The sequence below is a fragment of the Succinimonas sp. genome (assembly GCF_045225735.1).
GTDB lineage: Bacteria > Pseudomonadota > Gammaproteobacteria > Enterobacterales > Succinivibrionaceae > Succinimonas.
Genome location: NZ_JBGVBR010000234.1, coordinates 1 through 15,043, shown reverse-complemented (window position 1 = coordinate 15,043; position 15,043 = coordinate 1). Strand labels below are relative to the sequence as shown.

The following is a 15,043-nucleotide window of genomic DNA, read 5'->3' as shown; positions in this document are numbered from 1 at the left end:
CAGGCATATTGCACAATTCTGTCAGAAATGTCGGTAAATGACAAACTCTCTGTGCCGAAACTGAGTTTGCCGGCAAAAATAAGCAGATGACGGGTACTCCCGGAGTAATCGCTCTGCTTCCTTCTGACTCTCTGTTTTCCTTCTGACTCTCTGTTTTCCTTTCTATCGCTCTGTCCTCATTTCTTATTGTTGTAGTACTTGGTCATGAGATTAATAGCCTGGATAATGCGATCCTTGTTCCGCGCATGATCCTCCGGCAGGCTGCGCCATTCCGGGGTTTTGAAGGAAAGCTTGCCGATGCTGTTAATAAGGGCGATCTGATCCCGGGAAACGATGGCGTTTTCCGAATAGCTTCCGGCGATGAACCAGTCGGGATTGCCTTCTGCAAAAAGCGATTTCCCTACGGAGTAGTCCGTTACGGGATTCCGGCAGTTAAGCTGCTCCTGAAGCAGGGTGGCGGAAATATCGTAATGCGTGGTGAGAGCGGTGATTTCCCGGGGCTCCTTTCCCGGCCACTTTATCGTCAGAGGCACCTTGAGCTGATAGCCGGTAAAGTTGCTGTTATGCCCCCAGAAGTTGAGTCCGGTATCGTTGAATTCGTTTCCGTGATCCGAGGAGATGATGATGATGGAGCTGTCGTAAAGGCCCTTTTCCTTCAGAAAGGAAAGGATCTCTCCCACCCGGGCATCGGTCTCATGAGCCACATTCCGGTAGAGATTGAAAAAATTTTCCGGATCGGTGTTCCGGGAGAGGGAGGTGTAGTTCGGTTCCGTCCAGACCGTGGGAAAGGGCTGCTTCCGGAGATCCTTGTTTTCCAGAGTGATGGAATGGAGCTGATCCAGAAAAATAAACGAGAAGGAGGGCTGATTTCTGCCGTTTTTCTGCTGTTGTAACTCCAGCTCCCTCGTGATATCGGTCATGAAGTCCTTAACGGCGCTGGCATCCCGTTCATAGGGGGTTTTGCCGGCGGATTCCGTGCGGAGATCCGGGATCCCGGCAAACACTGTCCGGTAGAATTCCGGATTGTACAGATTGGCCGAGGTGTAGGCCTGCGTCCGGTATCCGGCCTCCCGGAAAGCGGAAAGCAGCGCCGGGGGAGTCTGGCCCTGCAGAGCCTCGTTCCAGTAGCTGCCCGGAATGCCGTAGAAAAAGGTGAATACTCCGATGCGGGTATTATTGCCCCCGGAATAGTGATTCTGAAAGCTGATATTCTCCCGGGCGAAATTCCAGATAAAGGGGGTGGCTTTCGGAGTCACCGTATCTGCCCGCAGCGTGTCAATCATGATGATGATGATGTCCGGCCGGCGTTCCCGGGTTCCGTCTTCTCCGGCGGCGGCTTCAGGGCAGACCAGGGGATTCAGGGGATAGCGGAGGCTGCTCCCGGCAATGCTGGCGCGGTAGCTGTTTTCTTTTAAGGAGAAGAGGCCGGTTTTGTGCAAAAGGCGGTTCATGGTCAGGGGATGAAACCCCGGAATGGCACCGTTATATGCGGTGAAGCTGTTTTTGCCGGCGGCAGTTTCATAAACATTGATGCCGTTAAACCCCGCGAAGAGGGCGATTACGATCCAGATCCCCTTCCGGGAGATCCTGAGAATGCCGGCTCCGGCGTAAATTCCGGCGATGGTTATCAGAGATGCCACGGTAAGACAGAGAATGGCCATGACGACAATGGCGGCGGTATCCCCGGCCCCGAAGGAGATCACTTCCCCGTTGCTGTTAAAAAAGAGATCGAGCATGGCCAGGTTAATGTGGAAGTGATACTGCTGATAAACGAAGGTGTCGGCCAGAAGAAAAACAAAGGTCAGGCCCAGGAAGAGCGTCACGAGGACTGCTTCCAGTTTGGGGGGCAGCCGGCAGAGCCGGGCTGCTCCCCGGGCCAGAGACAGCGTCAGAAGGAAAAATATGAGATAGTGTCCCAAAGCGGCCACAACGAAGCCGCCAAGGCCCCGGAGATCGGGATCGCTTTCCGGATAGCGCAGACTTATGAGAAGAGCGGACAAAGCCGCCAGCCCCGAAATGATGCTTAATGCGGGTCTGGGGAAGGAGGCGGAGCTTTTGTTGCTTTCTGGCATAGGCAAGGATCCGAAACAGGAGCAACGGTGCCGGTGTTAGTCCGGAACAGTCAGTAGTATTTTACCAGATAGTTTTTGGCTCTGTTGCAGAAAATGGCTATCTTGGAATTGTTTGTTTGATTTAACACAGTTTTTACCTTTGCAAAATGCATGTTTTACATAGTAATTTGATTGTATTATTTTTAATTTATTTATGTACAAGAATAATAAGATATTATAAATGCATAATATTCATCAAATAATACAAATTTAGATCATAATGTTTTTACTATTTGCGTCAAATGAAATAGAATTTGCGATATTGTGCACGCAATAATTCTGAATTAAACTCCGTCTGTGTTAATGTTAAAAAAGCATTTAGTGGCTATCCAGAAATTTCGCCGCTAAATAATTCTCTGTCAGCAGTCGTTGCACTCCGGGACGCTCAAGAACACTGTCATTAAAGTTTTTCCTAAGGAATCCCGGAAGATCCTGATCTTCTCCCAGAAGGAAGATGTTATCAGAATGATAGATATCAGCCTCTCGGATTAAGGGGTTGTCAGTAATGAGCTTCTTTCTGAAAAACAGGGCCTCAAATGGTCTCAGTGTCATTCCGGTACTGTTCGAACGCATGATTTCCAGAATTGCAGATGCAGATGCCGCCATTTTAAGATATTCGGGGTAGGAGAGGCGTTTCTCGTATACGAAAGCCTCCAGCTCTTCCGGCTGGGCTCCTTCTTCCAAGCAGATATATAATGAAACCGAGATGCCGGAGGATTCAAGCTGTTTTTTGATGCCAGAGATGCGAATCAGTCGTTTTTTGTCGCAGGAGCCGCAAAAAAAGACCTTTCCCTCTTCCGATTCCTGGGTAATACGGTAATCTGCGATCATTTTACGAAACATGGAGGAGGAGAATGTTTGCGGAAAATATTTAATCGGAGCCGGTAAACCCTGTTCATAGCTTTCGATTTCCAGTTCAGGGATTCTTTTCATCATCAGAGCCAGAAGCCGGGGGAACATAACCCTGTTTTTTCCATCGATAATGCGGAGGACAATTTTTTTATAGGATGTGCTTCTAATAATATCCCTGATAAAGAAGGGATCTGTCATGTTCCAGAGCACCAGTGTTCTGTCTCCGGAGGGATTGCTGCGGGGATGAATCCGGTTTGACAAGATCTGTGTCAGAAGTATCAGAAGCGGGATTATCAGAGTAAAAAGATAGCTAAAAGAAGGATATAACCGAAGTCGTGCCATGGAGGTGTCTGCTGTGAATACAGGGCCGCATTCAGGATGCTGTTTTAGCATTGTTTTCAGGGATGGTTTTAGATAGTTGTCATCGAATAGATCTCTGGTCAGAATGGCATTTTGGTTCTGATGCCGGGAGAGAGCGTTAATGATCAGCCTTTTGATGTCCTGAGGAGTCAGAACCCAGCGGTAAGGGATATGATATTTTCTGGCATAAGCGTGAACATGCCGTGCTGTTATCAATAATGGCAATGAAGCTGTTCCGGGGAGGAAATCCCTGATATCCTTGACAGGCGCGTCAGGATAAACCTTCCTCAGTTCACTAGCATCGGGAGCATACATTTCCTGCGCTCTGAAAAGATGCGCAACCAGAAGCCATCGGGAGACATAGGTTTCAAGGTCTGTCAGCATAATGATTTCTAAAGGGGCGTACATAGCTTGTTTCATTGTCTGTAACTTAATTGAAGCAGGGCTGGTTTAATGAAGTTCAGTGCGCAAATTATAATCTGAAAACACCTTAGTAATGAGTTATTACCACGAGGAGTTTTCTGATAATTTGCAGCAGACCGAGTTTTTTCGGATTATGCCGGATCGAGAACGTTTTTGAAAAGTCCGGAGCTTTATGTTATCGCAGTCCTCATTGCAGAATGCACCTTATGGTTTTTTGGATCATCTCAGCATTTTGGTATATATTAGGACAGAAGTTTACCCGGTATGCCGGGTTCAGTTTTGGAACCATGCTGGAGAAAACAGGTGGATACCTTTATCAATTTAAAACATGGGCTGTTTCATGCCAGAGATCTGGTACGGGGGGCCTGGGGACGGCTGCGCTACGATCATCAGCCCTCTGAAAAGCCCTTTGAGCTCAGCAGCGTCAAAAGGGCGGTAATAAACCGCATCGACGGCAAGATCGGCGATTCGGTCTGTTTTGCCCCCTTCCTGAGAGAACTCAGCAAACACTGTCCCGACATGGAGATAGTGATTCTGGCCAATGAATCCATGCGGGCAGTGTATAACCAAATTCCGGGTAATTTCAAGCTGGTCATGTGCTCCAAAAGACCCCACGGCCGAGAGGTGCTCAATATCTGCAAGAGAATTGGCGCCTGCGATTTTTACGTGCACTTGGTGGAGAATCTCAGAAGCCGTGAGCTTTCCTTTATCCATTATCTGGATCCCATCTGGGTGGCTACTCTGGATCCCAACCTGAAAATGGATTCCCTGCGTCTGTCCCGGCACATTTCATCCGTTAGAGGCAGGGGACTTCACATCACCCAAATTCTTAACTGCATATTGAGCGAGGGCGGCATTAGCGATATCGATCATTCCTATGTCCGCTTCTTTGAGAGAGAGGTGACTCTTTCCCGTATCCGGAATACTGTGTGCATTGTCCCTTACGGATCTAATTCCAAGCACCGACTGTCAGATGAGTCCATAAAGCTTATGGTTGATAGTATTTTGAAGATTCCAGGTGTTGCAGTGGAGATATTTGTGGTCCCTGGAGAAAGGTCGCATGTGCAGGATTTTATTGGAAGGTTTTACAGGGAGACACCCCGGGTTTCCCTGGCACCGCTCCTTCTGGGCATGCGGGACGTCTTTGTGCAAGCCGCCTCCTACCGGGCCATTATGGGAGTTGATACTGGTACTGCTCATATTGCAGCCAGCTACGGGATTCCTGAATTTACCATGTACCCTGACAATATCGCATGCTATAACCGATGGTATGCCATAAACGACAGAGCCACCAATATTCTCTACGACTGCGTTTCTCTGACTACGGTGGATAATATGAGACTCCAGCGTGATGTGGACAGCTTTATCGCAAATAATTTTAACTAGTGTGCCGGCAGATATTGCCGGGATCAGGGACAGAAAAGTTGGAATAAACGGCAGTAACTGGAGCTGAATAAGGGTTAATCATAACGGAGGTCGGACAATGAGCTTTAATATAGATCGCAACGGCAAGAAGCGAGTGGTGATTATCGGGGGCGGCTTCGGCGGCCTCAGGCTGGCCCGGGGACTTCGGAAATCCGATTTCCAGGTGATCCTTATTGACCGTAACAACTACCACCAGTTTCCGCCCCTGATTTATCAGATCGCCACGGCAGGTCTCAATCCCAGCTCCATTTCCTTCCCCTTCAGAAAGATCTTCGAGGACCGGGAGGACTATTACTTCCGGATGGCGGAGCTCCGGGCGGTTTATCCCGCTGAAAACATGATTCAGACCTCCATCGGCAAGATCGATTACGATTATCTGGTGCTGGCCAGCGGCACCACCACCAACTTCTTCGGCAATAAAAATATCGAGGAAGCCGCCATTCCCATGAAAACCGTCACCGAGGCCATGGGACTCCGGAACTCTCTTTTAAGCAGCTACGAGCGCTCGGTAACCTGCTCCAGCGAAAAGGAACGGGACGAGCTTCTTAATATCGTCATTGTTGGGGGCGGCCCCTCCGGCGTGGAGATCGCCGGCGCCATCGCGGAAATGAGACGCTATGTGCTCCCCAAGGATTATCCCGACATGGACGTGTCCAGAATGCATATCCACCTCATTCAGGGGGATAACCGGCTTCTTCCCGGCATGAAGGAGGAATCCTCGGCGAAGTCCCTGGAATTTCTGCAGAAAATGCACGTGGAGGTGCGGCTTAACACCTTCGTTACCGACTATGCGGATCATGAGGTGGTGATGAGCGATGGCTCCCGGATCCCCTCCCGGAACTTTATCTGGGTGGGCGGGGTTATTGCCAATCCCGTCATCGGGCTTCCGGAGGAGTGCTTCGGCCGGGGCCGGCGGATCCTGGTGGACGAATTCAACCGGGTGAAGGGGCAGAACAACATTTTTGCCATTGGCGACATTGCTCTCATGGAGGCCGATCCCGCCTATCCCAAGGGCCATCCCCAGATGGCGCAGCCGGCTATTCAGCAGGGGGCTCTCCTGTCCCGGAACCTCAGGGTGTTTGCCAGCGGCGGAACACCGGAATCCTTCAGATACAAGGATCTGGGCTGTATGGCCACCATCGGCAAGAACAAGGCCGTGGCCAACATCGGAACGTTTATCTTCGGCGGGTTCTTTGCCTGGCTCCTCTGGATGGGGGTGCATCTCATGTCCATTCTCGGGGTCAGAAACAAGCTTTTTGTATTCCTAGACTGGGTCTGGAGCTATTTCACCTATGACCGATCCAACCGCATGATTCTGAAGGCCCGGCCCAGTCAGGAAATGAATGAGCTGGAAAAGCGCATGCAGGAGACTCACTGGGGTGATATCGCCCCGGAGGAGAGAAATCAGGGCTGATCACAGGCGGCCGGGGCAGCCCGGCAGGTTTTAAGGGAGTACCGGATGAATAAGAAAACAGCTATTCTGGCAAGGGCAGGTCTGGCTCTGGCGGCTTTTCTGACCGCAGCCGCCGCATGCGGGGATGCCGGGAGCGATCTCGCGGAGAAGGTGTTTAAAACTCAGGGCTTCAGCGCGGAATTCGCTCAGACGGTGCGATCCGGAGACGGCAAGATTCTGCAGGAGTCCAAGGGGGAGATGAGCCTCCTCCGGCCGGATTTTTTCCGGATGGAGATCACCGAGCCTGATGAGAGCCTGCTGGTAGCGGACGGCAAGGAGGTCTACAGTTATGATCCCATGCTGGAGCAGGTGGTGATCTACTCCTTTGACCGGGAGGTGGCTAATTCTCCCCTGATGCTTCTGGTGTCTCAGGATAAAAAGATCTGGGATCGCTACCGCATTGAGAGCCGGGGCAAAGATGCCTTCAAGGTCACTCTTAAAAAACCCGAAGGCCTCGTAACCGGCATGGAGGTGCTTTTCAGCGGCGACCAGATCAGCAAGCTCAATGTTTACGAAACCGACGGCAAAATGAGCTCCTATGATTTCAGGGCAGCAAAGGACGGCGTTCCGGAGCAGAAGGATTTCAAATTCACGGTTCCCGAGGGAGTAGCGGTGGATGACCAGAGGGGAAAGTGATCTTTTTCAGGATTATTCCAGAAGAGAGGCGGAAAGACTCCGGCAGGAAACGGCTCCCCTGGCTTCCCGCATGCGGCCCCGGACTCTGGACGAGTTTATCGGACAGGATCATATTATCGGCCCCGGAAAACCTCTGAGAACCGCTCTGGAAAAGGGCTATGCGGGTTCCCTGATCCTCTGGGGGCCGCCTGGCACGGGGAAAACCACCCTGGCGGAGATCATCGCCGCCATGGTGCGGGCCGAGGTGCGAAGGCTAAGCGCGGTGACCTCCGGCGTAAAGGAGATCCGTGAAGCGATTTCCGATGCGGTGAGAAACCTGGAGAACGGCTTTCGGACCGTGCTTTTCGTGGATGAGGTGCACCGCTTCAATAAATCCCAGCAGGACGCCTTTCTCCCGTATATTGAGAACGGCACCATTATCTTTATCGGAGCCACTACCGAAAACCCTTCCTTCGAGCTTAACAGCGCCATTCTTTCCCGTACCCGGGTTTATGTGCTTAAATCCCTGACTGTTCCCGACATTGAAACCGTGCTTATGCGGGCCTGCGAGAGTCCCGCCGGCCTCAAGAAGCTGAATCTCCGGTTTGAGGACGGGGCTCTCCGGGCTCTCGCGCAGCTTTCCGGCGGAGATGCCCGGAGGGCTTTAAATCTTCTGGAGATGGTGTCCGATTTTGCCGAGCCCGGGGATCAGGGCTCCCGGATAATCACTTTGAAGTCCATCGCCTCCCTGGGCAGCGAACGAGTGGCCCGCTATGACAAGCGGGGGGATCGCTTCTTCGACCTTATCAGCGCCTTTCATAAATCGGTGCGGGGCTCCAGTCCCCAGGCGGCTCTTTACTGGTACGCCCGCATGGTGGCGGCAGGCGGGGATCCCCTTTACGCCGCCCGGCGTCTTCTGGCCATCGCCTCCGAGGATATCGGCATGGCGGATCCCCGGGCCCTGGGGGTGGTGCTGTCAGCCTGGGATACCTTTGAGAGAGTGGGGGCCGCCGAGGGGGAACGGGCCATTGCCGAGGCTGCGGTGTACTGCGCTGTGGCCCCGAAAAGCAACGCCCTCTACCGGGCCTGGAATACCGTGCTGGCGGAGGTTAAGAATCTCCCGGACTATGATGTGCCCCCTTACCTCAGAAACGCTCCCACGAAGCTCATGGAGGATCTGGGCTACCACAAGGGCTACCGCTATGCCCACGATGAACCGGGAGCCTATGCCGCGGGAGAAAATTTTCTGCCGCCGGAGATCCATGACCGGGTCTGGTATACCCCGGAGGATCGCGGTTATGAAAAGTCCGTGGCCGCCAAAATGCAGTACCTGCATGAACGGGATCTCTGGAGCGACAACCAGCGTTACCCCGAGGATTTCCGGGGGGAGCGGGAGGCGGCTCTGAGGGCCCGGGAGCAGGCGAAGGCTTCTCAGGAGCATCAGCCCGGTTCTGGCCCCTGCCACGGCCCGATTTCCGGGGAGAAATCCTGATTCTGGGACAAAAAGCGGGCATAAAAAAACCGGGATAGGGATCCCGGCGAAAAATAAATCAAAAAATGATGGGGAAATGAAGAAAAACTGCGCAGTCTCAGCCTTGCGGGCCGTGCAAAGTTCTGTGGAAAAGGAGAAACCACTTGAAAACGCGACTGCAAACGTTATCATTTACTGCACATTGCCTATTATAGGAAATGAAAACGTTTTTGTTAACGTTTTGTTGTCATAAAACGTTTTTTATTTTCTGATAACCATCTTTTGTTTGTTTTTTGAGCAGAGAAAGGGGCTTTTTCAGCTGATTTCAGTGTTTTCCGGCGGTCTTGCCGGGAATTTTCAGCAGGATGATGCTTTTCTCCGGCTTTTTCAGCGGGTTTTCCGGGGTGAACCGGTTTTCGGCGCGGGATTTCTTTCATGACTTTGCAGCAGCTCAGATACGCCCTGGCGGTGGCGGCCCATCACAGCTTCAATGAAGCGGCCCGGGCAGTTTTTGTAACCCAGCCCACCCTGTCCACGGCGCTCCGGGAGCTGGAGGAGGAGCTCGGGATCCAGATCTTCGAGAGATCCAGCCGCGGCATTGAGATCACTCCCGATGGCATGGAATTCCTGGGGTATGCCCGCAAGGTCATTGAGCAGGCGGATGAGCTCCGGGAACGCTTTGCCCCGGGAAAACCCCGGATGATCCGCTACACCGTAAGCGCGCAGCACTATTCCTTTGTGGTTTCCGCCTTTATCAGACTGGTGAACGCCTTCGGCGTGGAGTCCTATGACTTCTGTCTCCGGGAAACCCGCACCATGAGCATTATCACCGATGTGCACAGCCTGACGGCGGATATCGGCATTCTCTATCTCTCGGATCATAACCGGAAGGTGCTGGAGCGCTGCTTTCGGGAAAATGATCTGGAGTTTACCGGCCTTATGGAGGTTTCTCCCCATATCTTTGTGAGCTCCGGAAGTCCGCTTACCTCCAGAAAAAAGGTAACCTTCGGCGATCTCTCCGGGATGCCGCTGATTTCCTTTGAGCAGGGGAGCTACAGCTCCGACTACTTTGACGAGGAGCTTATCCGGGATCAGTCGGGGAATAAGGTGATCCGGGTCAGCGATCGGGCCACGCTTTTTAATCTGCTCCGGGGGCTTAACGGCTACACGGTAAGCTCCGGGGTTATCAGCCGGGAGCTTAATCCGGACGTGGCGGCCATTCCTCTGGAATCCGATGCCAGAATGACCATCGGCTATATCCTGAGAAAGGGGATCAAGATCTCCGGACTTACGGAAACCTTCATCGCCAATCTTAAGCAGTGTCTCCGGGAGCCGGATGCGGGGTGCGTCCGGGGGAGATAAAAAATACCCGCAGGACTCTGCGGGTATCTGGTATCTCCACCGGGGCGGCCGCGAAGATGCGGGCCCGGGGCTTCTGTTCCGGTTTTAGCGGATCACTTCCATAAGCTTGGGCACCACATCCTTCTTCCGGGAGGCAACCTTTTCCAGGAACACTCTCTTGCCGTCAGCGGATCCGAAGGCCTTGATGGCGGCGTCCAGAGCGCCTTCGCCGTAAGCCAGAATTTCGGTTCTCTTGTTTTCAAGATCGGTGGCCAGCGCATAGAGCATGTCCATGCCCTTCTTGGGGAATACCTCGGGAAGGACACTGGTCATCCGGGCGGTGATCTCCTCCCGGGTCTTTTCCTTCATGTTCATCTGGGAAATGCCCACGTGCCTGGAACCCATGGTGAATTCCTTGTAGTCGGTGTTGTAGATTTCCTCGTCGCTCATGCCGTCATAGGAAGCGGCGGCATCGGCCATTTCCTCAAAATATGCGCTGAGATCGGAAACCCCGGCCAAAGGAGCCAGAGCGGCAACCACCTCGCGATCCGCTGAGGTAGTGGTGGATGAGGTCAGATTGACGGTGTCGGAGAGAATGGCGGAAAGCATGAGTCCGGCGGTCTTCTGGTCAATTTCCTGCTGGTTTTCCTGGTACTCCAGATAAACGATGGTGCAGGTGCAGCCTACCGGCAGGGTTCTGATTTTAAGAGGAGCGGAGGTTACCACGTCGCCCAGAGCATGGTGGTCGATAATGGAAAGAATTTTGGCCTCGGACATGCCGTTTACGGCCTGGCCGTAGCTGGAATGATCCATGAGCAGGATGTTCTTGCCGGCGGCATCGGCCAGCACTTCGGGAACCGCAACGCCGAAACGCTTTAATACAAATGCGGATTCGTTGTTGATTTTGCCGCTTACCATGGCTTTGGCGTTAACGCCCAGCTTCTGCTGCAGGGCGGCAAAGGCAATGGCGGAGCACACGCTGTCGGTGTCAGGATTCTTGTGTCCGACGACGAAGGTTTCCCTGTCGCCGTAATCAAGACCTTCATTCAAAATGCTGTATAACATTGAAGTATTCCTTGTTGGTATCATCTGAGTCCCCGGCGTCCTAATGACCGGGTAATTCCGGAAGCTGTCCCGGGACAGTTTCCCTTTATGGTTGCTTATTATACTAAAGCAGATCTCATTCATAAATAGGGCAAAGCAGGGCAGCGGTGCGGAGATCCCGGAACCTTTCCGGAACCGGAACGGGCATTTCCGGCCCTGCGGTCTCGTTCTTCCCGGAGTCCGGCGCCGCTCTTTTTGCGCCAGCCGTTTCGGCGCCGGCTGCTTTCGGAGCCGCTTTTTCTGAAACTCTCTTAAGCTCCTGTAACCGCGTTAAGCTTCCGGCGTTCTTCTCCTGAAGTCTTTCTGAGGCTCCGGAAAACGCAGACGGGCGGAACCGCAGCGGAAACGGCCGGGAAATACGAAGGCGGAGAATGCAAGGCAACGGGCGGAGAATAACAGAGAACAGCCGGGAACAGCAGAGAATGCAAGAAAGGTCAGAGAACAGCCTGCAAGGGGGAGAATGACCGGGGAACAGACGGGCTTAACGATTGTCACAATTGTTATGCTCTTTCGGCAAAAATTCGCTTTTCTGAAAATTCAACTTGCTATAATAAAATGGTGCCAAGCTGCCTTAAGGAACATACTGTGAAAAGTCAGGGATTGAGAATATCAACGCTTAGTCTGATAAGCATCATAGCCACCGTTATTTCAACGATTGTGCTGGTTATTTCAATTGTGCAGTGCTCTGCTGAGTTTCAGAAGCTGAAGGTAACCATCAAGCATTACATGGCGGGAGAGGGAGCCTTCAGAAATCTGGAGGGGGCCTCCGATTATCTTACGGAGCAGGTGCGTCTCTTTGTGGTGACGGGCGATATCCGCTATGAAAAGCTTTATTTCAATGAAGTAAACACCAACAAGAGAAGAGAACTGGCGGTAGAAGGCCTTAAGGAGCATTATGAAAATATCGAGGCCGTGCCCCTGATTGCCAAGGCGCTGAATCTGTCCAACGAGCTCATGCAGACCGAGCTTCGGGCCATGAGACTGTATTTTGAGGGCACCGGCCGCATGGATGAGGCGGCTCCCGAGATCAAGGAAGTTACCCTGTCCATGCAGGATCAGGAGCTGTCCCCCGAGGAGAAGGTGAAGCTGGCCCGGAAGCTAGTGGTGAGCGAAAGCTACCATGCCCAGAAGCAGGGCATCCGGGACTGCGTTTCCTTAAGTCTCATCAATATGGAGGATTATGCGCATCACGAGAATGTCGCCAACACCACCCGTTTTGAAAAGTCCTTCCTGATGCTCAATGTGGTGGGCGTGTTCATGATTTTCCTGCAGGTCTTCATGACGGTCTTTATTGTTTACCTTATCGTGAGACCGCTGAAGAGCTATAACAGAAGCATTTCCGACGGGAAGTCCTTTGACGTGCGGGGCGCTCTGGAGCTTCGCAAGCTGGCGGAGTCCTACAATTCGGTGTTCGAGGATAACCAGGCCAATCTCAATCTGCTCCGGCACAAGGCCGAGCATGACGCTCTGACCAATATCTACAACAGAAACGTATTTGACCGGCTGATGGATGTTTACAATCCCGGCAATGCCCGTTTTGCACTGATTGTGTTTGATGTTGACTTTTTCAAGGGCATCAACGACACCCACGGTCATAAGACAGGAGATCTGGTGCTTAAGAAGGTTGCCGATACCATAAAGTCGGTATTCCGGAAGTCGGATTTTCCCTGCCGCATCGGCGGTGATGAATTTGCGGTCATCATGGTAAATTCCGACAGCACCCAGGAAGCCATGCTGAACGACATCTGCACCAGAATTACCAACAGCTTAAGACAGGGTGATGACACGGTGCCTGAAATCACGCTGAGTATCGGTATTGCCTTCTCTGACAACATTGAAGACGGGGCGACCATCTACGAATGCGCGGACAAGGCGCTTTACCATGTGAAGAAAAGCGGCAGAAACGGCTGGAGCTTTTTCAGCAGGAAGGTTTAGCGCGTCTCTGTCCATGCTGTTCTGAGCGGGCATAAGAGGGCTGTTTCCCGGGCGGGACAGCGCGATAAAGGGTTCCGGAGATCGGGCCCTTTTTATTTTGGGCAGGCTTTTCATCCGGAGCTTTGGAGACGCGGCAGGTTTGAGAGGGTTGAAGAGAAGAAAGAGAAGAAAGAGAAGAAAGAAGGAAGCGATAAGGGAACGGCAAAAGGGGAGCAGGGGAGTGCCAATTTGGAACTTGCGAGTTCCAAATTGCCCGGGCTTCCGACGGATGCGCATATTCATAGGCTTTTGGATGAAAGTGACACCGGCAATGAGGGACGCCGGCGATGAGGGACGCCGGCGATGAGATTGATTGATGATTGGTTTTTTGCAGCGACTGGTATTTAATTTGGCGCACGCATGTACCAGATTGTCTGCTATCATGGCATTACAGGAATGAAATTGTAAACTGATCCCTTTTTTGGAGTTTTTGATGACTATTTTCGGAACCATAGATGCAAGTCAGTATGAGGAACAGATAAGAGCGAAGGCGGTGACTCTGACTCAGGAAATGCGGGGTATTTTTCGGATCCCGGAACCAGAGATTTTTACCTCTGATCCTGTGCATTACAGAATGCGGGCTGAGTTTACGGTTTTTCATGAAGGGGAACGGCTGAGATTCTGCATGACGGATGTGGAAAACGGTGAGAAAAAACGCGTTTTTATCGACAGATTCGATCCGGGCTCGGAGCTGATTAACTTTTTCATGCCTGTTCTTGCGGATCTGATATCCGGAAATCCTCTGCTTCAGAAACGCCTTTTTGATATTGATTTTCTGACCTCGCTGAGCGGACAGTCCCTGATTACCCTTACCTATCACAAGAAGCTGACAGAGGAGTGGGAGGCTGAAGCCAGAAAGCTTCTTGAAAAACTGCGGGAAACCGGAAAGCATGTCAATCTTATCGGCAGGGCGGCAAAGCAGAAGATTGTCATGGATGAGGATTTTGTCTGGGAGACTCTGCGGGTAAACGGGAAGGAATTTCACTACCAGCAGATAGATAACAGCTTTACCCAGCCTAACGGACATGTGGCGGAAAAGATGCTGAGCTATGCCCAGAATATCACCAGGGGGCTTCCGGGCGATCTCCTGGAACTTTACTGCGGCAACGGCAATTTCTCCATAGCCCTGGCGGAAAACTTTAATAAGGTGCTGTCCACGGAAATATCAAAAACCTCGGTTAAGTCCGCGCAACTCAACATTGCCAGAAACAATGTTGCAAACCTTAAAATCCTTCGCATGAGCGCTGAAGAGTTTACCGAGGCCATGAATAAAGTCAGAAGCTTCAGAAGACTTGAGGAAAGCGGCGTTGATCTCGACAGTTACGACTGTCATACGGTTCTGGTGGATCCGCCCCGGGCAGGGTTGGATGATGCTACCCTGAAAATGATTCAGCGGTATGACAACATTGTCTATGTTTCCTGCAATCCCGTAACTCTTATGGAAAACCTGAGAGTTCTTACGGAAACTCATGTCATAGATAAGCTGGCATTCTTTGATCAGTTCCCATATACCCCTCATGTTGAGACAGTAGTTTTACTGTCACGGGCAAAATAGAACGGCTCGGAAAGCCCTTGAAATCAAAGGGTTTGCGGAGTTTGATGCTTTTTTGAGCATGACTGTAAAGAGCGATTTTGACTGTATGTGAAAACATATCAAGGCAGAGAGATACAGCATAGTTGTGGCTATGGTTTTGCTGTTTTAGACGGGTTGTAGATAGTATTTTGCTTTTGGAGCGGGGTAGCGGTTTGCCACTTTTGGCAGAGATTCACAATTCTGTTCATAGTTATAACGTAAGATGGTGTCACAGTCTTTATTCAAATAAGGGTGTCTTATGTTTTGCGTTAAGTGCGGTATTCCATTGCCTGATGATGCCAATTTTTGTTTCAAATGCGGTTGTGATTTGAGGAGTTTGT

The 15,043-nt window shown here is 51.7% G+C and carries 12 protein-coding genes; 8 read left to right on the top strand and 4 right to left on the bottom strand.

What is annotated here, in order from left to right:
• Positions 1 to 176 precede the first annotated feature (176 nt).
• Both ACJROR_RS08050 and ACJROR_RS08045 read right to left on the bottom strand, forming a co-directional pair.
• Positions 177 to 2,072: a sulfatase-like hydrolase/transferase gene (locus ACJROR_RS08050; RefSeq protein WP_406546673.1), complete on the bottom strand. Its 1,896-nt coding sequence runs from the start codon at positions 2,070 to 2,072 to the stop codon at positions 177 to 179.
• A 357-nt stretch (positions 2,073 to 2,429) separates the two neighbouring features.
• Positions 2,430 to 3,731, bottom strand: a complete 1,302-nt coding sequence (locus ACJROR_RS08045; RefSeq protein WP_406546672.1) for a hypothetical protein — start codon at positions 3,729 to 3,731, stop codon at positions 2,430 to 2,432.
• Positions 3,732 to 4,049: 318 nt separating this feature from the next.
• Between ACJROR_RS08045 and ACJROR_RS08040 the strand changes: the two genes are divergently transcribed.
• The 4 genes from ACJROR_RS08040 (at position 4,050) to ACJROR_RS08025 (ending at position 8,731) form a co-directional block, all read left to right on the top strand.
• Positions 4,050 to 5,132, top strand: a complete 1,083-nt coding sequence (locus tag ACJROR_RS08040; RefSeq protein ID WP_406546671.1) for a glycosyltransferase family 9 protein — start codon at positions 4,050 to 4,052, stop codon at positions 5,130 to 5,132.
• Between the two features lie 97 nt (positions 5,133 to 5,229).
• Positions 5,230 to 6,585, top strand: coding sequence for an NAD(P)/FAD-dependent oxidoreductase (locus ACJROR_RS08035; protein WP_406546670.1), 1,356 nt, complete (start codon positions 5,230 to 5,232; stop codon positions 6,583 to 6,585).
• 45 nt (positions 6,586 to 6,630) lie between these two features.
• Positions 6,631 to 7,260 (top strand): outer membrane lipoprotein chaperone LolA, encoded by a 630-nt coding sequence (lolA, locus tag ACJROR_RS08030; RefSeq protein ID WP_406546669.1) that lies wholly within the window; start codon positions 6,631 to 6,633, stop codon positions 7,258 to 7,260.
• Between the two features lie 70 nt (positions 7,261 to 7,330).
• Positions 7,331 to 8,731: a replication-associated recombination protein A gene (locus ACJROR_RS08025; protein WP_406546685.1), complete on the top strand. Its 1,401-nt coding sequence runs from the start codon at positions 7,331 to 7,333 to the stop codon at positions 8,729 to 8,731.
• Positions 8,732 to 8,943: 212 nt separating this feature from the next.
• Here the strand turns inward: ACJROR_RS08025 and ACJROR_RS08020 are convergent, their stop codons facing one another.
• Positions 8,944 to 9,147 (bottom strand): hypothetical protein, encoded by a 204-nt coding sequence (locus tag ACJROR_RS08020; protein WP_406546668.1) that lies wholly within the window; start codon positions 9,145 to 9,147, stop codon positions 8,944 to 8,946.
• On the opposite strand from ACJROR_RS08020, the gene ACJROR_RS08015 reads away from it, so the two are divergent.
• Complete coding sequence (locus ACJROR_RS08015; protein WP_406546667.1) at positions 9,146 to 10,072, top strand: LysR family transcriptional regulator; 927 nt, start codon at positions 9,146 to 9,148, stop codon at positions 10,070 to 10,072. The two genes, ACJROR_RS08020 and ACJROR_RS08015, sit on opposite strands and share 2 nt — an antisense overlap.
• 84 nt (positions 10,073 to 10,156) lie before the next feature.
• On the opposite strand, the gene ACJROR_RS08010 is transcribed toward ACJROR_RS08015, so the two are convergent.
• Positions 10,157 to 11,116, bottom strand: coding sequence for a manganese-dependent inorganic pyrophosphatase (locus tag ACJROR_RS08010; RefSeq protein WP_406546666.1), 960 nt, complete (start codon positions 11,114 to 11,116; stop codon positions 10,157 to 10,159).
• 624 nt (positions 11,117 to 11,740) lie between these two features.
• Here ACJROR_RS08010 and ACJROR_RS08005 point away from each other — a divergent pair.
• From ACJROR_RS08005 to ACJROR_RS07995, 3 genes are all read left to right on the top strand, one after another.
• Positions 11,741 to 13,090: a GGDEF domain-containing protein gene (locus ACJROR_RS08005; RefSeq protein ID WP_406546665.1), complete on the top strand. Its 1,350-nt coding sequence runs from the start codon at positions 11,741 to 11,743 to the stop codon at positions 13,088 to 13,090.
• A gap of 472 nt (positions 13,091 to 13,562) precedes the next feature.
• A complete protein-coding gene (gene trmA / locus ACJROR_RS08000; RefSeq protein ID WP_406546664.1) occupies positions 13,563 to 14,684 on the top strand; it encodes a tRNA (uridine(54)-C5)-methyltransferase TrmA in 1,122 nt (373 codons plus the stop codon).
• 277 nt (positions 14,685 to 14,961) lie between these two features.
• Positions 14,962 to 15,043 (top strand): zinc-ribbon domain-containing protein (locus tag ACJROR_RS07995; RefSeq protein ID WP_406546684.1); only part of this gene is annotated, 82 nt, incomplete at its 3' end.